Genomic DNA, 21,217 nt, shown 5'->3' with positions numbered 1-21,217 from the left:
CACTTTTAAAAGAACATCATTCTCAATAATAATTTGGATAGCAATCGATACAATATCGATATAAGGAAGCACCCATGAACGATCAAGTGATAATTTTTGATACGACTTTACGTGACGGCGAGCAGGCTCTAGCTGCAAGCCTGACAGTAAAAGAGAAGTTACAAATTGCTTATGCACTTGAAAGACTGGGTGTGGACGTAATCGAAGCTGGCTTCCCAGTATCATCTCCGGGTGATTTTGAATCAGTACAAACTATCGCAAAGAACATTAAAGATAGCCGTATCTGTGCGCTTTCTCGTGCGGTAGCGAAAGATATCGATGCAGCAGCAGAAGCGTTAAAAGTGGCTGAGCAGTTCCGTATTCACACCTTTATTTCTACATCGACGGTTCACGTTCAAGATAAATTGCGTCGCAGCTACGATGACGTGGTAGAGATGGCAGTCAAAGCCGTTAAACACGCACGTAACTACACAGACGATGTTGAATTTTCTTGTGAAGATGCAGGTCGTACACCTATCGATAATCTATGCCGTATGGTTGAAGCTGCCATCAACGCAGGTGCAAAAACCATCAACATTCCAGACACAGTGGGCTACACGGTACCTAACGAGTTTGGCGGTATTATCAAAACGCTATTTGACCGCGTACCAAACATCGACCAAGCAATCATCTCAGTTCACTGTCACGATGACTTAGGCATGTCGGTTGCTAACTCAATCGCAGCGGTACAAGCTGGTGCTCGCCAAGTAGAAGGTACCATTAACGGCATTGGTGAACGCGCGGGTAACTGTTCTTTAGAAGAGATCGCAATGATCATCAAAACTCGTCAAGAGTTATTAGGTGTTCATACTGGCCTTGATCACCAAGAGATCCACCGCACCAGTAAATTGGTGAGCCAACTTTGCCACATGCCGATTCAAGACAACAAAGCGATCGTTGGTGCTAACGCATTCAGCCACTCTTCAGGTATCCACCAAGATGGCATGCTAAAGAACAAAAACACTTACGAGATCATGACTCCTGAGTCTATTGGCTTGAAAAACAAGGCGTTGAACTTAACCAGCCGTAGTGGTCGAGCTGCTGTTAAGAGCCATATGGACGCGATGGGTTACAAAGACAACGAGTACAGCCTAGATTCATTGTACGAAGACTTCTTGAAGCTTGCTGACCGTAAAGGCCAAGTCTTCGATTACGACTTAGAAGCATTAATGCACTTCGCGAATCTACGTGACGAAGATGACTTCTACAAACTTAACTACCTAAGCGTACAATCTGGTAGTGTAATGTCTACAACCAGCATCAAGCTGCAATGTGGTGACGAAGAGAAGTGCGAAGCCGCTGTCGGTAACGGTCCTGTTGACGCGCTATACCAGTGTATCTACCGCTTAACTGGCTACGAAATCGTACTAGATAAGTTCGACCTAACCGCGAAAGGTGAAGGTGAAGATGGTTTAGGCCAAGCTGACATCATTGCTAACTATAAAGGTCGTAAGTACCACGGCACAGGCGTTTCAACGGATATCGTTGAAGCTTCTGGTCAGGCGCTATTACACGTTATCAACAGCATTCAACGCGCTGACACGATTGCTGAAATGAAACAGCAAAAAATCGCGACAGTTTAAGAACCTAATAACAGAGCCCTAGAGCCGATGTTATTGGCTTTAGGGACAAAATTTAAAACGAGCTCATGCTCAGTAACAAGAATTAAAGGATTAACATGACTGATAAATCATACAAAATTGCCGTACTACCTGGTGATGGCATTGGCCCAGAAGTAATGCAGCAAGCACATAAGGTGCTAGACGCGATCGAAAAGAAGCATGCGATTAGCTTTTCTCGCGAAGAGTATGATGTTGGTGGTATTGCAATTGATAACCACGGTTGCCCACTACCAGAGTCAACAGTGAAAGGTTGTGAAGAGTCTGACGCAGTACTTTTCGGCTCAGTTGGTGGTCCTAAGTGGGAGCACCTTCCACCAAATGACCAACCTGAGCGTGGCGCCCTACTTCCTCTACGTAAACACTTCCAACTGTTCTGTAACCTTCGTCCTGCGCAAATTCACAAAGGTTTAGAGTCTTTCTCTCCACTTCGTGCTGATATCTCCGAGCGCGGTTTTGACATCGTGGTAGTACGTGAGCTAACAGGCGGTATTTACTTCGGTCAACCTAAAGGTCGTGAAGGCGAAGGCGCAACTGAAAAAGCGTTTGATACCGAGGTTTATCACCGCTACGAAATCGAACGTATCGCAAAGATTGCTTTTGAATCGGCACGTCTACGTAACAAAAACGTTTACTCCATTGATAAAGCGAACGTTCTACAGAGCTCTATCTTATGGCGCGAAGTTGTCGAAGAGATCGCAAAAGATTACCCAGATGTCACGCTAAACCACATGTACATCGACAACGCGACCATGCAGTTAATCAAAGACCCGTCTCAGTTTGACGTCATGCTATGTTCAAACATCTTCGGCGACATCATCTCTGATGAGTGTGCAATGATCACAGGCTCTATGGGTATGCTTCCTTCTGCAAGCTTGAACGAAAGTAACTTCGGCCTATACGAACCAGCAGGCGGCAGTGCACCAGATATCGCAGGCAAGAATATCGCAAACCCAGTTGCACAAATTCTTTCTGCAGCGCTAATGCTTCGTTACAGCCTAGGCGAAGAAGCGGCAGCACAAGACATTGAGACAGCGGTATCTAAAGCGCTTTCAGCAGGCGAGCTAACAGCAGACCTAGCAGGCGATAAACAAGCGCTAACCACCTCTGAAATGGGTGACAAGATTGCAGAGTACATCTTAGCTTCATAAGCGTAACGATCTAAAGTAAGTACATAAGAATAATATCCAGCCAAGTCATCCAAAGTGCCTGACTTGGCTAGAAACAAACACTGGGACTGATGCTCCCAAGGAAGAAAAGCTATGTCGACAAACCAGCAAGCCAAAACCTTATACGAAAAAGTTTACGACGCGCACGTTGCAGTAGCAGCAGAAGGCGAAAACCCGATCCTTTACATCGACCGTCACTTAGTCCACGAAGTAACGTCACCTCAAGCATTTGATGGTTTACGTGAAAAAGGCCGTAAAGTTCGCCAAGTCGGCAAAACTTTCGCGACCATGGATCACAACGTATCAACCCAAACCAAAGACATTAATGCTTCTGGCGAGATGGCGCGTATCCAAATGGAAACGCTATCAAAAAACTGTGAAGAGTTTGGTGTAACGCTTTACGACCTAAACCACAAATACCAAGGTATTGTGCACGTTATGGGCCCTGAGCTAGGTATTACTCTGCCGGGTATGACTATCGTTTGTGGTGACTCGCACACTGCAACACACGGTGCATTTGGTTCTCTTGCATTCGGTATCGGTACTTCAGAAGTTGAGCACGTTCTAGCAACCCAAACGCTAAAACAAGCTCGCGCTAAAACCATGAAGATCGAAGTAAAAGGTAAGGTAGCTCCGGGCATTACTGCCAAAGACATCGTGCTGGCGATCATCGGTAAAACAACAGCGGCTGGCGGTACTGGCTATGTGGTTGAATTCTGTGGTGAGGCGATTACCGACCTTACAATGGAAGGCCGTATGACAGTATGTAACATGGCTATCGAGTTGGGTGCTAAAGCGGGTCTGATTGCACCGGATGAAACCACCTACGAATACATCAAGGGTCGCAAGTTCTCTCCAGAAGGTAAAGAGTTTGACGAAGCCGTTGAATACTGGAACACACTAAAAACCGATGCTGACGCTGAATTTGATGCTGTCGTAACTCTAGAAGCGGCAGACATCAAACCACAAGTGACTTGGGGTACTAACCCTGGTCAGGTAATTTCTGTTGATGCGCCAATTCCTGCCCCAGAGAGCTTCGCAGACCCTGTTGAAAAAGCATCAGCTGAAAAAGCATTGGCATACATGGGCCTAGAAGCGGGTAAATCTCTATCAGATTACAACGTAGATAAAGTGTTTGTTGGCTCTTGTACTAACTCTCGCATCGAAGACATGCGTGCAGCAGCAGCGGTAGCGAAAGGTCGCCAAGTGGCTAAACATGTACAAGCGCTTATCGTTCCGGGCTCTGAGCAAGTAAAAGCGCAAGCTGAAGCTGAAGGTTTGGATGTTATCTTCAAAGAAGCAGGTTTTGAGTGGCGCCTACCAGGTTGTTCTATGTGTCTTGCAATGAACAACGACCGCCTTGGTCCACAAGAGCGCTGCGCTTCTACATCAAACCGTAACTTTGAAGGTCGCCAAGGCCGTGATGGTCGTACGCACCTAGTTAGCCCTGCAATGGCAGCCGCAGCCGCTATCGCAGGTCACTTCGTCGATATTCGTGAACTTTAATTAGAGGATTTAACATGTCAGGTTTTCAACAACACACCGGATTAGTCGTTCCTCTAGATACGGCCAACATTGATACTGATGCGATCATTCCAAAGCAGTTCCTACAGAAAGTGAACCGCATTGGTTTTGGTAAGCACTTATTCCATGACTGGCGCTTCCTAGACGATGCTGGCGAACAGCCAAACCCAGAATTCGTGATGAATGCTCCGCGTTACCAAGGCGCTTCAATCCTGCTTGCTCGTGAAAACTTTGGTTGTGGTTCATCTCGTGAACACGCACCTTGGGCACTTGCTGATTACGGCATCCAAGTGATGATTGCACCAAGCTTTGCAGATATCTTCTACGGTAACTCAATCAACAACCAAATGGTTCCTGTTCGATTGACTGAGCAAGAAGTAGATGAGATTTTCCAGTTCGTAGAAGCAAACGAAGGCGCAGAAGTTACCGTTGATCTAGAAGCAATGAAAGTAAGCGCAAATGGTAAAGAGTACTCGTTTGAAATTGATGAGTTCCGTCGTCATTGTCTACTGAACGGTTTAGACAACATCGGCCTAACGCTGCAGCACGCTGATAAGATTTCTGCGTATGAAGAGAAGATTCCAAGCTTCCTAAAATAAAGAAGTCTTGCAATAGAAAAGCAGTTTCAAAGTTCGAAAAGGTTGGCTTAGCGCCAACCTTTTTTATTTGGTTCAGCTTTAGCTTAAAGTACCTATCAAACTCAGATCTATTATTTAGATGAAAAGCCATGAAAGAAAACCGTAAAGCATAAGGTCTTAGTAGTTAGCTATCAGGAGAATGCCATGAAACAACTACTCATTATTATCAGCCTACTTTTTTCAACCTTAGCTTGGTCGGCACCTAAGTCTGAACTGTGGCCGTACTGGAATCAAAGTAATGAGACCAACTCAGAACAAGTTTCTCATCGAAGCTGGCAGCAATTCCTCGATAGCTACTTGGTTGAACAGGGGCAAAATACTTTAGTTCGTTATCAAGCAGTGACCGCTACAGATAAATCAAAGTTAAAGCAATACATCAAGCAATTAGAACAATTAAACCCACTCGAGCACTCAAAAGCAGAGCAATACGCGTACTGGGTCAACCTATACAATGCCGCGACTGTTGATTTGATTCTCGATGCCTACCCAGTTAAATCTATCACTAAGCTCGGCGGTCTGTTTAGTTTTGGCCCATGGGGAGATGATGTCGTATCAGTAAATGGAAAGTCACTGACACTCAACGACATTGAGCACCGAATCCTAAGACCGATATGGCAAGACCCACGTACACACTACGCTGTAAATTGTGCCAGCCTAGGGTGCCCAAACCTCCAGTCTCAAGCCTTTACGTCTGACAACACCGAAACTCTACTGGAACAAGCGGCCTCTGAGTTTGTTAATAGTGATAAAGGTGTTCTGATTAAAGGTAATAAGACCCAACTATCATCGATTTATGAGTGGTTCGCAGTGGACTTTGGTAGCCAACAGCAGCTCATTCAACACCTAAACCAATATCGAGTTGAGCCTGTAAAGAATACCGACAAAATCAGCTATGACTACGACTGGTCACTAAACCAAACAAAATAGCTTACTGCCAGTCGCTCACAGCTAAAACAAAAAAGAGGCTAGTGGTATATCACCCACTAGCCTCTTTTCATCTATTTCACTTTGTTCTAGAGCTAGAAACTTGAACCAGGCTGCTGCAAGAATTCAACCTCTTCTGGTGTTGATGCTCTTCCTAACACATCATTGCGATGTGGATAGCGACCAAAACGCTCAATGATAACCTTGTGCTTAAACTCAAAATCAAGATTATTTTCTAAGCCAGTTTGAGAAAACAACTCAACCGCCTGCTCATGAATTAACAGTGACTCACTGTGCATGTAAGGCATATACAGAAAGCTTTTCTGTTGTTGGCTAAGTTGATGGTCAAAACCACCGGCTACCGCTTCCTGCGCCAATGCTAGCGCCATGGGGTCAGCTGAAAATGCAGCAGGGCTATTTCTGCCGATGTTTCTTGAAAACTGGTCCAGTACAATAATCTCAGCTAAGCGCCCTTGTGCCGTTTGGCGCCATTCAAACAGCTCCCCCTGAGTTGCAGCTTGATGTAAATCGGAGAATCGCTCTTTAATCAAAGCATCAATGTGTTCACCGCCAGTAAACCAATCTTTTGGTGTTAACTCATCAAACCAAAAGTCCAGAACGTCTAGATAACTGATAGTCATATTTATTCCTTTAAATAAAAAAGCCGAGTAACGTCTTATCATTACTCGGCTTTATGTTCGATTACTTAAACCCTTTGACCTTCTTAATTAGGTCGTAAGCATTTTGAATTTCTTGCGATTTCTCTTTTGCAACGTTCATCATTTCTGGCGGGAGACCTTTCGCCATCAGTTTATCTGGGTGGTGCTCATTCATCAGCTTACGGTAGGCCTTTTTCACTTCCTTGCCATCCGCACTTTCACTTACACCTAGCACCTTAAATGCATCGCCAAGTTGGTTTTGTTGTGATGCTTGTTGCCAACCAGACGACTGCCCTTGGTGATGACCGCCGCCGAAGCTTCCGTCCTGCTGTTGAAAACGGAATGCCGCCTCTTGCATCTGTAAACGGCGCTCAAGTTGCTCTGCAGAAAAGCCAAGACCTTGAGCAATCTTATGAAGAACCTGACGTTCACTTGGGTGCAGGCTTCCATCAGCGAATGCTGCTGATACTTGAAGCTCTAAAAAAAACTGAAGGAGGTCAAAACGTCCACCCGATGAGATTTTTACACGCTCAAGGACGTCACTAAGCGGAAAGTCGCTCTCTTTTCCTTCGCGGAATGCATCTTGTGCCGCTCTGCGCTGTTCACCATGAAGATTCATACGCTCCATCATAGTAGAAGCCAGTTGAATCTCTTCGCGAGTCACTTGGCCTTTCGCTTTAGCAACATGCCCCATAACCGCAAATGCAGATTTGAAAAACTCGTTTTGTCTTTCAGCTTGGTTTGGGCCACGCCCAAAACCAGAGGTGTTGAACCCAGATTGGTTCAATCGGCGAGCTTTATCGAATTGGTGTCCCAAAAATAGACCAAAAACTAAACCAAGTGGCCCTCCAAATAGAAAGCCAAAGAAAGCGCCCAAAATTTTGCCAAATATTTGCATTATGTGTTCTCTATCTATGAATTTTATCTGAGTAATGCTGTCTGATGATGCTGAATGCTAATATTTCCTTTATCATAAGGAAAATGCTTTATTAATTGGATTGATACTAGATCAACCCTTCATCTAGTGACACAGGATAGTTCAACTTCATGCAATCTTTTTCCCGCACCTTGTTAGCCGCGTCTATAAGTACGGCGTTATACGTGTCGACAACTCAAGCTGAAACAATAACCGATAGTAGTGTGCAGGAAATGCCCTCTATAGATCAATGCTTGATCGAGCCCGCTGCAGAAAACGAGACTCAACTACCCGCTCATGTTGAGTCAGATCGCTTAGAGGCTATCAATGGTGACAAGGCAATATATTCAGGTGACGTAAGAGTTACGCAAGGAAACAAGACCATCCTTGCTGATAATGTAACCCTTCACCAACAAGAAAACATCGTTGTAGCTGAAGGCAACGTAAACTTTAGTGATGGTCAAATTAAATCAATATCAGACAGAGCAACTAATAATCTGACGACTGATGAAATGACACTAGAAAACACCGACTACGAATTTCTTTGTGAACCAGGCCGTGGCGATGCCGTTTATATCGCAAAAACAGGTAAAGCGGTTTATGAGATCGAAGATGGCTCGATTACCTCTTGTCCTATCGGTGATAACGCTTGGCGCCTGAGAGCATCAAGCATCGATGTCGATCAAGATGAAGAACAAGCCACTTTTTATAACCCACGCTTTGAAATTCAAAGTGTCCCTGTCTTTTACCTACCATACCTGACTGTTCCTATTGGTGACACACGTAAGACAGGTTTCCTATACCCAACCGTATCATACGGTTCAAGTGACGGTTTTGAAGCTGAGATCCCGGTGTATTGGAACTTGGCACCAAACTACGACTTGGAAACAACGTTTAAGTACATGCAAGAGCGTGGAACGCAACTGAACAGTAAATTCCGTTACTTGAGCGATTTCGGCTCCGGTAGCATTAAGTCTGAATACCTACCAGATGATAAAAAATTCAAAGACAAAGGTGACCGCTGGGGGGCACAACTAGAGCACAGAGGGATATTCCAACAATCTTGGTTATTTGAGATTGATTACTCTAAAGTCAGCGATATTGACTACTTCACTGACGTTAGCGGAAGCAGCATTGGTAACCGTGAAGATGGCCAACTATTGCAGGAAGGCCAAGCGACTTACCGTTCTCACAATTGGGATGCGTCAGTGCTTGTCCGAGACTTCCAAGTCCTAACAACCAGTAACAACCTACCTTACCGCCTAATGCCGCAGCTTGAATATAACTACTACGCGCCTGAGGTAATGGAATATTTAGATTTCGATATGGTCAGTCATGTATCGGCATTTGATACTGACGCCAAAGGCAAGCCATCTGCGACTCGTGTCCATATCGAACCGGGTATTACTATACCTGTTGGAAATACTTGGGGAACGTGGACAACTGAAGCTCGACTACTTGGTACATACTACCAGCAAGATCTTGATGGCGTTGATACAACAAGTGACGAGTACAAAGATTTAGAAGAATCGGTAAGTCGAGTTATCCCTGAATTTCGAAGCCATGCCGGTATCGTTCTTGAGCGTGATACCGTTATCGTTGGCAACTACACTCAAACACTCGAGCCACAGGTTCAGTATTTGTATGTACCAGAGCAAGATCAAAGTGATATTGGCTTGTACGACACTACACTATTACAAACAGATTATTACGGCTTATTTAGAAGTCGTAAATATAGTGGCGTAGACCGTATTGCTTCAGCAAACCAAATCAGCTATGGCGCCTCATCTCGTTTCTTTGATGATGAATATAAAGAGCGCCTTAATATCTCTTTCGGTCAAATTTTTTATATCGACAAAGATACAAAACAGACTTTAGACAACGACGATTCAGGCAAAAAAACTAATTATTCGTCTTGGGCTATTGAAATGGATTTCAACTATGATGACTACCTGTTCTACCATGGTGGCGTGCAATACGATATCGATACTACTGCAATGCAACTTGCAAACAGCACATTAGAATATCGCTTCGCAGACGGTTACATACAAACCAACTACCGCTATGTAACAGAAGAGTACATAAATGAAACTGTAGATTTTGACGTATCATCCATAACAAGAGATGGTATTTCGCAAGCGGGTTTACTTGGTTCCTACCAAATTTCACCGAAATGGAGCACCAGTGCTCAATATTTCTATGACTTAACCACACAAGAAGATCTAGAGTGGTTAGCTCGTTTAAACTATAGATCGGATTGTTGGTACATCGGCTTTACCTATAGTAACCGTTTGACAAATAACATTAGTGACCCAAATACCACACCTGAATACGAAAACAACTTCAGTGTGAACTTCGGTATTGTTGGCTTTGGTACCAATATCGGATCTGATTCCGGCGCTATTGGTGATAGCAGTTCAGATAACTCTTTGAGCTACGGTCGCCCATTCTTTTTAAATAACTAATTTTCTTTATTGATAACACATCAGTAAATTTAAAGGATTACACATGACATTGTGGAAACGCACATTAATCGCTATCGCAGCAGCTTGCACTGTATCAACAAGCTTTGCTGCGCCAGTTGAACTCGACAGCGTAAGAGTGATCGTCAACGAGGGCGTGATCTTGCAGAGCGACATCGATACGTCGATGAAAACGCTACGAGCAAATGCGAAGAAAAGCGGTCAGACATTACCCTCTCAAGACGTGCTTGATGAACAAGTACTTGAAAAGCTGATCATCGATACCATCCAAACTCAAGAAGCAGAACGAATCGGTGTTCGTATTGATGATGCTCGACTTGATCAAGCGATTGAGGGCATCGCCAAAGATAACAACCAAACCGTAGAGCAACTCACCGCATCGGTTGCAGAAGAAGGCCTGAGCTACAACGCATTCCGTGAACAAGTAAGAAAAGAGATCGCGGCAAGTGAAGCCCGTAATGCTCTTGTTCGTCGTCGTATCAACATTCTTCCAGCAGAAGTAGACAACCTAGCGGATATTCTTGCTCAAGAGACGAATGCGACAGTTCAATACAAGATTGGGCACATTCAACTTCGTTTCAACGATGACCAAACCAAAGAAGAGCTAGAAGCTCAAGCTAAAGAACTTGTAGAAGAGCTTAACTCTGGTAAAGACTTCAGCACCATGGCTTATACTTACTCTAAAGGCCCTAAAGCATTACAAGGTGGCGATTGGGGTTGGATGCGCAAAGAAGAGATGCCAACCATCTTTGCAGACCAAATCAAAATGCAAAATAAAGGCAGCATCATTGGCCCTTTCCGCAGCGGAGTCGGCTTCCACATTCTAAAAATTGAAGATGTCAAAGGCTTAGAGACAGTAGCAGTTACTGAAGTGAATGCTCGTCATATCCTGATTAAACCAACCGTAATCTTAAGCGATGACGGTGCTAAAGAGCAGCTTGAAGAGATTACTCGTCGTGTAAATGCAGGCGAAGCAAGCTTTGGTGACCTAGCTCAGCAATACAGCCAAGACCCGGGCTCAGCGGTTCAAGATGGCGAACTAGGCTACCAAACACCGGATTTGTATGTTCCTGAATTCAAACACCAAGTAGAAACACTACCGGAAGGTAAAATTAGTGCGCCATTTAAAACCGTTCATGGCTGGCACATTGTCGAAGTACTGGACCGCCGTGAAGTCGACCGCACTGATTCAGCGTTGAAAAACAAAGCTTACCAAATTTTGTTTAACCGTAAGTTCAACGAAGAAGCAGGAGCTTGGCTGCAAGAAGTACGAGCGAGTGCCTTTGTTGAAATGGTTGAGGACGACCAAGATGACAACTAAACGTATTGTCATTACCGCGGGTGAACCCGCAGGGATAGGACCAGACTTAACTCTGGCGCTATCTCAAGAAAGCTGGCCTCACCAACTTGTGGTTTGTGCAGATAAAAACCTACTCGCGGAACGTGCTGAACTGCTGGGTATTGAAGTAGAACTACTGGATTACGACGCTGCTGCACCTAAGCAGCCACAACGCTCTGGCACGCTGGTTGTGAAACACATTCCACTTGCTGAAAGCGCTGTTGCAGGCCAACTTAACGAAGCCAATGGTCATTACGTATTAAATACTTTAGAAACCGCAGCAATTGGCTGTATGAATGATGAATTTGATGCTATTGTCACCGGCCCCGTTCACAAGGGTGTAATTAACCGAGCTGGCGTTGCTTTTAGCGGCCATACCGAGTTCTTTGCAGAGAAGTCCAACACGCCACTTGTGGTGATGATGTTGGCAACAGAAGGGCTGCGTGTTGCATTAGTAACAACACATATCCCACTAGCTAATGTATCTCAAGCAGTGACTGAAGACAGATTAGAGCAAATCATTGCGATTCTGAATAAAGATTTGGTCGAAAAGTTTGCGATTGAGAGACCAACTATCTACGTATGTGGTTTGAATCCACATGCCGGTGAAGATGGTTGTTTAGGACGTGAAGAAATTGAAACCATCACCCCTACGCTAGAAAAAATTCGTCAAAAAGATGGGATTAATTTGGTTGGCCCATTGCCAGCAGACACCATCTTTAATGAAAAATATTTGCAAGATGCAGATGCTGTTTTAGGTATGTATCACGACCAAGTACTCCCGGTATTGAAATACAAAGGGTTTGGTCGCTCAGTGAACATCACGCTTGGCTTACCGTTTATTCGCACATCAGTCGACCACGGTACCGCCTTAGACTTGGCCGGGAAAGGCCAAGCCGATACAGGGAGCTTTAGAACAGCGCTCACGCACGCCATTGAATTAGTAGAGAAAAAGCAATGAGAAATGATGTCCACTTAGGACACAAAGCGCGTAAACGTTTTGGTCAAAACTTCCTTAACGATCCATACATTATTGATGGTATCGTATCGAGCATTAACCCACTACCAGGTCAAAACCTTGTAGAGATCGGCCCAGGCCTTGGCGCAATTACTGAGCCGGTAGGTAAGCTTGTCGATAAATTTACTGTTATCGAATTGGATAGAGACCTTGCAGAACGTCTTCGTAACCACCCGGACCTAGCTGATAAGCTGACGATCCACGAAGGTGATGCGATGAAGTTCGACTTCGAGCAACTTGTTAAACCAAACAATAAGCTTCGTATCTTTGGTAACTTGCCATACAACATCTCGACACCGCTGATGTTCCACCTTTTTGAATTCCATAAAGACATTAAAGACATGCACTTTATGCTACAAAAAGAAGTGGTGAACCGCCTAGCAGCAGGTCCTGGTAGCAAAGCATACGGTCGTCTAACCGTAATGGCTCAATACTACTGTAAAGTCACACCAGTACTGGAAGTACCACCAACGGCTTTCGTTCCGCCACCGAAGGTAGATTCTGCAGTTGTGCGTCTTCAGCCATATGAAGTGCTGCCTTACCCGGCTAAAGACCTAAAATGGCTAGATCGTGTATGTCGTGAAGGCTTTAACCAACGTCGTAAGACAGTTCGTAACTGCTACAAGAGTTTGATTGATAAGGACGTACTAGAAGAGCTTGGCATCAACCCAAGCATGCGCCCTGAGAACCTAACACTCGAACAGTTTGTCGATATGGCGAACTGGTTGCACGACAGCCACAACGCTGACAAATAAAATAAAAAAGGCTCCTACACTTCGGTTAGGAGCCTTTTTTATGTAATACTTTAATTACATTAAGTATATCAACAACAAAAGGTGCGAATATGGATATATCTACGCCTTGTATCAAATGCCAGGTTCACTCTAAGTACATAGAAGAGCAGTCTGAACCTACGAAGAATCGTTACGTCTTCGCCTACATCATTACTATCAAAAACCTAAGTAAAAGCACGGTTCAACTAATGTCACGTCGTTGGTTAATTACCGACTCTAACGGTAAGCAACTGACGATTGAAGGCGATGGCGTGGTTGGTCAGCAACCGATTATCGAGTCCAATGACGAATACACTTACACCAGTGGTACTGTTATCGAAACACCCGTTGGCGTTATGCAAGGTCACTATGTCATGACCGATCATAAGGGCATCGATTTTATTGCCGAAGTCGACCCATTCAGACTCGCCATTCCTAATATTCTTAACTAACTACCTTTGCAGCTACAGGAAAATACTGTGTCGAATTATATTGTCGGAGACATCCAAGGATGCTTCGACGAACTTCAGTTATTGCTCGAAACCATCAACTTTAATCAACAACACGATACCTTGTGGGTCGCTGGTGACTTAGTTGCCCGAGGCCCTAAATCTCTAGAAACACTGCGTTTTATTCGCAGTTTAGGCGATTCCGCAAAGGTGGTATTGGGCAATCACGATCTACACCTGCTCGCAGTTTCGCTTGGTCTTTTTCCAGCAAAACCAAAAGACAAGACTCAAGCTATCCTAGATGCTGAAGATCGTGAGTCGCTACTCGAATGGTTGAGGCAGCAACCGTTAATTCAAGAGCATCCTGAGTTCATAATGTCTCACGCAGGTATTTCGCCACAATGGGACCTTGAACGAGCTCGCATAGAGAATCAAGAAGTCGTCGCCCTATTACAATCGGACAAGTGGCAGTGGCTCATCGAGAATATGTATAGCAATACACCAGACCTATGGGACGCAAATTTGCACGATATTGAACGTTATCGTTATGCGATCAATAGCCTCACTAGAATGCGATTCTGCTTTACCGATGCTCGACTCGACATGGCATGTAAGCTACCACCAAGCGAAATCACCAATGAACCATTAGTGCCATGGTTTGACCTACCACAGCGCATCAAATTAGATAAAACGGTTGTTTTTGGCCACTGGGCTGCACGAGATACGAGATACGAGATACGAGATACGAGATACGAGATACGAGATACGAGATACGAGATACGAGATACGAGATACGAGATACGAGATACGAGATACGAGAAGCTTGCGCTACCTTGATACAGTAACGCAAGCGTTTTTCTGAGACTAGCTATTGATAACCACGGTTAACGTTCGAGGATCACAAACTCCATATTGTGTTTGTTTTTCTCATCCGCCTGATACGTATCGCTAAAGCTCTGCTTCCAACCTTCTCCCCAATCTGGGAATTGAGTATCACCATCAACATCAAAATCGATATAAGTCAGGTACAGCTTACCTGCTTTAGGTAGGCAGGTTTCATAGATTGAACCACCACCTATAATCATCACCTCTTCAACATCGCTGACTAGATCCAGAGCTTTTTCAATCGAAGTTACCGTGGTCACACCTTCAATTTCCAAGTTAGCATCACGGCTGATCACAATATTTAATCGACCAGGTAAAGGACGTCCAATCGAATCATAGGTTTTACGGCCCATGACTACAGGTTTACCCATCGTTGAGCGCTTGAACCATGCGAAGTCCGCAGGCAAGTGCCAAGGCATCTGATTATCTTTACCTATTACACGGTTATTGGCCATTGCTGCAATCATACTGATGATCATAAATCGAAAGTCCTGTCCTTAACTGAAAGAATTGATGCTAGACGATAGGTCTACGTCGGTAGAATAACAGCCCTGGTACTGCTAAGCCAACCGCCAGCCCTGCGATAATGAACATCGATTTCAAAAAATTCTCCATCAACATCGCTAACAATTCGGGGCTATACCCAGCCCTATTAATCTCAACCATGGCAATCATTGCTTTAAAGGCAAAGACACCCGGAACCATAGGAATCAAAGCCGCAACTGTAAATACCTTAGGGTGAGCCAACAGTTTATGCGACCAATGCACACCAATCATGCCGACCACAGTCGCAGCGAAGAAGGTTGCCCATTCAATTGGAATCCCAAAGTGCATCATCAAATAACGGCTACCGTGACCGATAGAGCCGCCAAGTGCACAATAAATCAAAGCGCGTTGCGGAACGTTAAACACCAATGCGAATCCGACAGCCGGAATCGCTGCGAAAAACATATCGTTGAGTAAGCCTAAAAACAGTTCGAAGATACTCATTAACTCGCCCACCCCCAAACTCCAGACAGACTCATTGCAGCAACAATGCCTAAGCTAGTCGCCAAAGTAAGCAAGCTTGCCATGGTAAAGCGAGCCAACCCCATATTGATGTGCCCTTTGAGCATGTCTGCAACGGAATTAATCAGTGGGAAACCCGGTACGAGCATCAATACTGATGAAGCCATTACGATGGTTGGTTGGCCACCAATATTGTAAAGGACGGCTTGAGCAGAGATAGTCGTGGTGACAAAAGCTGTGATTGCAAAGTTTAACAGTGGGTTAAAGTGGCGATGACCAATTTCCTGCCTGACGATCATGCCACAAGCAGACGCAATAAAGGTCATCATGAAAACCTGCCAATCTCCGCCAGCAAGACGACTAAAAGAAGCGCAAGATAGGCCAATCATTACGACCACTAACCAGCGGTTGTAGCGCTCAGGGCTGATATTTTGGATCTTTTTATATGCCAGACCATAATCGAGGATCCCTTTCTCCATCATGATACACACGCGTTGAATGTCGGTGATCACCTGCATGTTGATACCACGATCTGCACAACTTCGAGTGGTCGTAATACAGTGATCATTCATTACTGTGGTCACAACAAGCGCATTGGCAGACAGCGCAACCTCGACCTCATCGACTCCACAAGCAATACCGATACGACGCATAATGTCGCCAACTAAAGTGCTTTCCGCGCCGTGCGCTAATAACATTTGCCCTGACTGAGCAACGAGCCTTGAAATCGCTCTTTGTTTTGATGCCATGATTTCCTTCCCATTGGCGTTAATACTTAAGAGGTAAATTTTGCCTTAACAATAAAACTCTGTTCATGATTTAGATACAAAAAAACCGCAATATTAATTGCGGTTTTTATCTAATTGGCTCAATTAGTCACGAACGTAGATAACATGACCGTCATCTTCTTCGTCATCCCAATCATCCCAGTCGTCATCTTCGGTAACGACATTTTTGCCGCTCATCGCATCTTTATGGTAGTCATCCCACATAAAGTCGACTTTTTCTTCTTCTGCAACTTCTTCTACTTCACGTGGTAGGTTCTCCATGAACTCACCAAGCTTGAAGCAAAGATCTTTAGTGCCCATCTTGTTCACTGCAGAGATCTTGAAGTACTCATCTTCCCAGCCTAAAGCATCGATGATTTCTTGAATCTTTTCGTCAGCTTCTTCTTCCGGCATTAGGTCAACTTTATTGAACACCAACCAACGAGGTTTTTGTGCCACTTTTTCACTGTACTGCTCAAGCTCATCAATGATCGTTAGTGCATTCTGAATAGGATCAGAGCCGTCGATCGGCATGATATCGATCATGTGTAGAAGAACACGACAACGCTCAAGGTGTTTCAGGAAGCGAATACCAAGACCAGCGCCGTCAGCCGCACCTTCGATCAGGCCTGGGATATCGGCAACAACAAAGCTCTTCTCAGGAACCACACTCACAACACCCAAGCTTGGGATCAAGGTTGTGAACGGGTAATCAGCTACTTTTGGCTTCGCTGCAGAAACAGAGCGGATAAAGGTCGACTTACCCGCATTTGGTAGGCCAAGCATACCAACGTCAGCTAATAGAAGAAGTTCTAAACGCAGTTCACGAACTTCACCTTTAGTACCCATTGTCTTTTGACGAGGAGCGCGGTTAACAGACGATTTGAAACGCGTGTTACCAAGACCGTGCCAGCCGCCTTTACCAACCATCACCTTCTTGCCGTGCTCAGCAACTTCGGCAACGATTTCATTAGTATGGATATCAACAGCGCGAGTACCTACAGGCACTTTCAACGTGATGTCTTTACCACGTTTACCAGTACAGTTACCGCCGCGACCGTTCTCACCACGCTCTGCGTTGTAAAAGCGTTGGAAACGGTAATCGATCAATGTGTTTAGGTTTTCATCGGCTTGGATGTAAACATCACCGCCATCACCGCCATCACCACCGTCAGGACCGCCTTTAGCAACGAATTTCTCGCGCCAAAAGCTCACTGTACCATTACCGCCATCACCGGCTTCTATTTTTACTACCGCTTCATCAACGAATTTCATTTTTTAACTCCGCACTTACGTTGCGTTACCACTCATCAAGGAGTGATATAAATTCTAGCAGATCCGAGTTTAGATCGATCACCTAAGATCTAGGCCGACCTGCAACCAAGGAACAAATAAGGAGAGGTTCTTTGCTTGAAACTTGTTAAAGCTTAAACAAGAGCGTCTACTTTTTTATTCTCGTTATAAATAAAAAACCCTGCCGAATCGGCAGGGCTTTTGAATTCAGCTTGAAAGCTATAATAAAATCTAATTAAAGATTAAATTACTCAGCTTCGATGCTTACGAACTTACGGTTTTTAGGACCTTTAACAGCAAATTTCACTTTACCTTCAGTAAGAGCGAAAAGAGTGTGGTCTTTACCGATGCCAACGTTTGTGCCAGCGTGGAACTTAGTACCACGTTGACGTACGATGATGTTACCTGCAAGAACAGATTCGCCACCGAAACGCTTAACACCAAGACGTTTGCTTTCTGAATCGCGGCCGTTATTAGTAGAACCGCCAGCTTTTTTATGTGCCATTGTTAAACTCTCCTAATACTTAAGCGTTAATGCCAGTGATTTTCACTTCTGTGAACCACTGACGGTGACCAGCTTGCTTACGAGAGTGCTTACGACGACGGAACTTAACGATTTTTACTTTATCGCCACGACCGTGTTGTACTACTTCCGCAGTAACCTTACCACCTTCAACAAGAGGTGCACCAACAGCGATTTCTTCGCCGTTAGCAACAAGAAGAACTTTATCAAATTCTACAGTTGCACCAGTTTCAACGTCTAATTTCTCTAAACGAAGTGTTTGACCTTCGCTTACTCGGTGTTGTTTGCCACCAGATTGGAAAACAGCGTACATATTTTACTCCGCTTTTTCCGCACAGCCTATGGTTGTTATTTGTACAACTCGGGTGTGCGCTAAACTAATCAATAGGGCGCAGATTCTACGGGAATCATGGCGCTATGACAAGCCATATTTTTAAAAAATTGGCGAAAACCTGTTCGCCAAAGAAAAGTGCGGCAATCATGCCCTTAAGCGATGTATTAATCAACGTTTTTTAGTGTATTATTCAACAATTAATACAACGTATAAACCTTACAGGGTCTAACTTCAGCCGGATGAACAATGGATTTTAAAGCTATCCAAACGCTTACTGCCAATGATATGGCAAAAGTGAATGAAACAATTCAAGCCCAACTTAATTCTGACGTAAGTTTAATCAACCAGCTTGGTTTTTATATCGTTAGCGGCGGCGGCAAACGCCTGCGCCCTTTGCTTGCTCTTTTATCTGCTCGTGCTCTTGGTTACCAAGGCGAAGCACATATTACCTCTGCAGCCTTTATTGAGTTTATTCATACCGCGACTCTGCTTCATGACGATGTTGTCGACGAATCAGACATGAGACGTGGTAAGGCAACCGCCAACGCAGCCTTTGGTAATGCTGCAAGTGTTTTGGTGGGTGACTTTATTTACACGCGCTCATTCCAAATGATGACGACGCTAGGATCTTTAAAGATCCTCGAGTTAATGAGTGAAGCGGTAAACGTGATTGCCGAGGGTGAAGTTCAGCAATTAATGAACTGCAACAACCCTGACACCACCGAAGAAAGCTACATGCAAGTTATCTATTCTAAGACAGCTCGCTTGTTTGAAGCAGCCACTCAGATTGGCGCAATTCTAACTGAGTCGTCACCAGAGATCGAAACGGCAATGCAAAACTATGGTAAATACCTAGGTACTGCATTCCAGCTGATTGATGATGTGATGGATTACACCGCAGATGGCAAAGAGATGGGTAAGAACGTTGGTGATGACCTAGCAGAAGGCAAACCGACCTTGCCTCTTTTATACGCAATGCACAATGGCTCTCCAGAGCAAGCAAGCATGATTCGTGAGGCGATTGAAAAAGCCAACGGCATGGAACGTCTCGACGACATTATGGCTGTGATGAAAGAGACAGGCTCTTTAGAGTACACAACAAATAAAGCCTACGAAGAGGCCGATAAAGCCATCGCTGAGCTTTCTGTACTTCCTGACTCTGAATATAAACAAGCGCTAACCACTCTCGCACACTTAGCTGTTAAACGCAGCAAGTAAGAAGGTTAATAGACAAGCTTCTATATAAATAACAAAAAAGAGCCTCTGGGCTCTTTTTTTAGTTTTGAACAAATATTTGTAAAGCAACTAAGTTCAATATCGACTAGCTTCCAATGATAGTGGCAGTTGAGCTTCAATTTCTTCAAGCTCTTCCATTGGCACTGCATATTGCTCATGCCCATTGTAAGTCTCTACTAAGGCATACTGCTCTTGCTCATCAATTACCAATACTTTTCCTAAGTGCCCCAAATATTCGACATTCATACCTTTCTGAACAGTAGCCATAACATTTCCCTTCAACTTAGTGTTAAAAGCGAATACGAGTAGCTTGAACTCTAGGATCAAAAAAGCCGATCATAATGACCGGCTCTTATTAATTAGCTTTAGGCTGAATTAAATAGCGTCTCGCTTACTTAGCGAATTCAACACCAATCTCGATATCGCCATTTAGCGTTTCAAGCATGCTGTCTAAAGCATTACGTTCGAAATCGCTCAATTCACCGTAGCTAAGGATAGCTTCTGCGCCCTCTTTACCTAGCTTAACTGGTTGAGCAAAGAATGGTGCGTGCTCGCCTTCACCTTCAACGTATGCACACTCGATGACGTTCTCTTCACCTTGTAGAGCTTTCACTAGAGCAAGACCGAAACGACAAGCTGCTTGGCCCATAGATAGTGTTGCACTACCGCCGCCCGCTTTAGCTTCTACAACTTCAGTACCTGCATTTTGGATACGAGTCGTTAATGCTGCGATTTCTTCGTCAGTGAACTCTACGCCTTCAACTTGAGAAAGAAGAGGAAGAATAGTCACACCAGAATGACCACCGATAACAGGAACGCGAATGTCGCCTGGATCTTTGTCTTTTAGCTCAGCAACAAAAGTTTCAGAACGAATCACATCCAGAGTAGTAACGCCGAATAGACGACGCTTGTCGTAAACGCCCGCTTTCTTAAGAACTTCAGCAGCGATTGGCACAGTCGTGTTTACAGGGTTAGTAATGATACCAACACAAGCTTTTGGACATACGACCGCAATTTTCTCTGCAAGAGACTTAACAATGCCAGCGTTCACATTGAAAAGATCCGCACGATCCATACCAGGCTTACGAGCAACGCCCGCAGAGATAAGTACAACATCCGCACCTTCTAGTGCAGGTGTTGGATCTTCACCCGCGTAACCTTTGATCGAAACAGGTGTTGGGATGTGGCTAAGATCGGCAGCAACACCCGGAGTTACCGGTGCGATGTCGTAAAGTGCAAGATCTGAACCAGCAGGTAGGCGATTCTTAAGTAGTAGGGCTAGGGCTTGACCGATGCCACCAGCGGCACCAATAACAGCTACTTTCATTGTTATTCTCCTTGAGAGCTTTCTCTTATAAATTCTTGGTAGGGTAATTCTTGAGCTAAATTAAAGTTAAAAAACTATATTAATCACAAAGTGATTACAATCAATTAACGCCAGCTTTGCGACTTCGCGCAAGTCAGTAAAACCGTGCTACACAGCAAGTTCGCATTATGGCGATAATCGACTGAAATAACAAAATAAGTCGTCGCAAATAACACATTATTCTATTAAATATTTACAGTGATATGACTAACAAATTACCGGGTTGTTTTGGCTAAAATTGAATATGTATGCGAG

21 protein-coding genes and 1 pseudogene are annotated in these 21,217 nt (G+C 44.4%); 12 read left to right on the top strand and 10 right to left on the bottom strand.

Annotation, left to right across the window (positions count from 1 at the left end):
- The first annotated feature begins 74 nt into the window (after positions 1–74).
- From leuA to F0232_RS09475, 5 genes are all read left to right on the top strand, one after another.
- Positions 75–1,622 carry a 2-isopropylmalate synthase gene (gene leuA / locus F0232_RS09495; RefSeq protein WP_008219998.1) on the top strand — a complete coding sequence of 516 codons (1,548 nt, stop codon included), beginning with the start codon at positions 75–77 and terminating at the stop codon, positions 1,620–1,622.
- 95 nt (positions 1,623–1,717) lie between these two features.
- Complete coding sequence (leuB, locus tag F0232_RS09490; RefSeq protein ID WP_004740807.1) at positions 1,718–2,809, top strand: 3-isopropylmalate dehydrogenase; 1,092 nt, start codon at positions 1,718–1,720, stop codon at positions 2,807–2,809.
- Positions 2,810–2,920: 111 nt separating this feature from the next.
- On the top strand, positions 2,921–4,333 hold the full coding sequence (leuC, locus tag F0232_RS09485) for a 3-isopropylmalate dehydratase large subunit (protein WP_105059019.1): 1,413 nt from the start codon (positions 2,921–2,923) through the stop codon (positions 4,331–4,333).
- Positions 4,334–4,347: 14 nt separating this feature from the next.
- A complete protein-coding gene (gene leuD / locus F0232_RS09480; protein ID WP_105059020.1) occupies positions 4,348–4,950 on the top strand; it encodes a 3-isopropylmalate dehydratase small subunit in 603 nt (200 codons plus the stop codon).
- A 183-nt stretch (positions 4,951–5,133) separates the two neighbouring features.
- Positions 5,134–5,916 carry a DUF547 domain-containing protein gene (locus F0232_RS09475; RefSeq protein WP_105059021.1) on the top strand — a complete coding sequence of 261 codons (783 nt, stop codon included), beginning with the start codon at positions 5,134–5,136 and terminating at the stop codon, positions 5,914–5,916.
- Between the two features lie 92 nt (positions 5,917–6,008).
- On the opposite strand, the gene F0232_RS09470 is transcribed toward F0232_RS09475, so the two are convergent.
- On the bottom strand, positions 6,009–6,554 hold the full coding sequence (locus F0232_RS09470) for a DUF924 family protein (protein WP_061033541.1): 546 nt from the start codon (positions 6,552–6,554) through the stop codon (positions 6,009–6,011).
- A 61-nt stretch (positions 6,555–6,615) separates the two neighbouring features.
- Positions 6,616–7,470: a co-chaperone DjlA gene (gene djlA / locus F0232_RS09465; RefSeq protein WP_105059022.1), complete on the bottom strand. Its 855-nt coding sequence runs from the start codon at positions 7,468–7,470 to the stop codon at positions 6,616–6,618.
- Positions 7,471–7,619: 149 nt separating this feature from the next.
- On the opposite strand from djlA, the gene lptD reads away from it, so the two are divergent.
- The 6 genes and pseudogenes from lptD to F0232_RS09435 form a co-directional block, all read left to right on the top strand.
- Positions 7,620–9,953 carry an LPS assembly protein LptD gene (gene lptD / locus F0232_RS09460; protein ID WP_105059023.1) on the top strand — a complete coding sequence of 778 codons (2,334 nt, stop codon included), beginning with the start codon at positions 7,620–7,622 and terminating at the stop codon, positions 9,951–9,953.
- A gap of 43 nt (positions 9,954–9,996) precedes the next feature.
- Entirely contained in the window at positions 9,997–11,292 is a 1,296-nt protein-coding gene (gene surA, locus F0232_RS09455; protein ID WP_102424511.1) for a peptidylprolyl isomerase SurA, read from the top strand.
- The gene (pdxA, locus tag F0232_RS09450) at positions 11,282–12,271 is read left to right on the top strand and encodes a 4-hydroxythreonine-4-phosphate dehydrogenase PdxA (RefSeq protein ID WP_061033537.1); all 990 of its coding nucleotides are present in this window, start codon (positions 11,282–11,284) and stop codon (positions 12,269–12,271) included. The genes surA and pdxA overlap by 11 nt, the downstream gene beginning before the upstream one ends.
- The gene (gene rsmA / locus F0232_RS09445) at positions 12,268–13,083 is read left to right on the top strand and encodes a 16S rRNA (adenine(1518)-N(6)/adenine(1519)-N(6))-dimethyltransferase RsmA (protein ID WP_105059024.1); all 816 of its coding nucleotides are present in this window, start codon (positions 12,268–12,270) and stop codon (positions 13,081–13,083) included. The genes pdxA and rsmA overlap by 4 nt, the downstream gene beginning before the upstream one ends.
- Before the next feature lie 89 nt (positions 13,084–13,172).
- Positions 13,173–13,553, top strand: coding sequence for a Co2+/Mg2+ efflux protein ApaG (apaG, locus tag F0232_RS09440; RefSeq protein WP_004740817.1), 381 nt, complete (start codon positions 13,173–13,175; stop codon positions 13,551–13,553).
- A gap of 27 nt (positions 13,554–13,580) precedes the next feature.
- Positions 13,581–14,267: pseudogene (locus tag F0232_RS09435) on the top strand (symmetrical bis(5'-nucleosyl)-tetraphosphatase); the annotation flags it as partial.
- A gap of 167 nt (positions 14,268–14,434) precedes the next feature.
- Here F0232_RS09435 and folA read toward each other — a convergent pair.
- The 6 genes from folA to rplU all read right to left on the bottom strand — a co-directional run bounded on the left by folA (position 14,435) and on the right by rplU (position 18,339).
- Complete coding sequence (gene folA / locus F0232_RS09430) at positions 14,435–14,914, bottom strand: type 3 dihydrofolate reductase (RefSeq protein ID WP_105059027.1); 480 nt, start codon at positions 14,912–14,914, stop codon at positions 14,435–14,437.
- A gap of 37 nt (positions 14,915–14,951) precedes the next feature.
- Complete coding sequence (locus F0232_RS09425) at positions 14,952–15,425, bottom strand: threonine/serine exporter family protein (protein WP_008220023.1); 474 nt, start codon at positions 15,423–15,425, stop codon at positions 14,952–14,954.
- On the bottom strand, positions 15,425–16,192 hold the full coding sequence (locus F0232_RS09420) for a threonine/serine exporter ThrE family protein (protein WP_008220033.1): 768 nt from the start codon (positions 16,190–16,192) through the stop codon (positions 15,425–15,427). Before F0232_RS09420 ends, F0232_RS09425 begins: the two co-directional genes overlap by 1 nt.
- Before the next feature lie 123 nt (positions 16,193–16,315).
- Entirely contained in the window at positions 16,316–17,485 is a 1,170-nt protein-coding gene (cgtA, locus tag F0232_RS09415; RefSeq protein WP_105059028.1) for an Obg family GTPase CgtA, read from the bottom strand.
- Positions 17,486–17,750: 265 nt separating this feature from the next.
- Entirely contained in the window at positions 17,751–18,008 is a 258-nt protein-coding gene (rpmA, locus tag F0232_RS09410; protein WP_004735905.1) for a 50S ribosomal protein L27, read from the bottom strand.
- Positions 18,009–18,027: 19 nt separating this feature from the next.
- Complete coding sequence (rplU, locus tag F0232_RS09405; protein ID WP_004740823.1) at positions 18,028–18,339, bottom strand: 50S ribosomal protein L21; 312 nt, start codon at positions 18,337–18,339, stop codon at positions 18,028–18,030.
- 267 nt (positions 18,340–18,606) lie between these two features.
- On the opposite strand from rplU, the gene ispB reads away from it, so the two are divergent.
- Positions 18,607–19,578: an octaprenyl diphosphate synthase gene (gene ispB, locus F0232_RS09400; protein WP_017061376.1), complete on the top strand. Its 972-nt coding sequence runs from the start codon at positions 18,607–18,609 to the stop codon at positions 19,576–19,578.
- Positions 19,579–19,671: 93 nt separating this feature from the next.
- Here ispB and F0232_RS09395 read toward each other — a convergent pair whose 3' ends face one another.
- Positions 19,672–19,863, bottom strand: coding sequence for a hypothetical protein (locus tag F0232_RS09395; RefSeq protein ID WP_017061375.1), 192 nt, complete (start codon positions 19,861–19,863; stop codon positions 19,672–19,674).
- Between the two features lie 124 nt (positions 19,864–19,987).
- Positions 19,988–20,923 (bottom strand): malate dehydrogenase, encoded by a 936-nt coding sequence (gene mdh / locus F0232_RS09390; RefSeq protein ID WP_004740826.1) that lies wholly within the window; start codon positions 20,921–20,923, stop codon positions 19,988–19,990.
- Between the last annotated feature and the right edge of the window lie 294 nt (positions 20,924–21,217).

The organism is Vibrio sp. T3Y01 (assembly GCF_013114525.1).
Taxonomy (GTDB): Bacteria; Pseudomonadota; Gammaproteobacteria; order Enterobacterales; family Vibrionaceae; genus Vibrio; species Vibrio chagasii_B.
The sequence above is the reverse complement of the archived record's forward strand: the minus strand, read 5'-3'. Positions and strand labels throughout refer to the sequence as shown.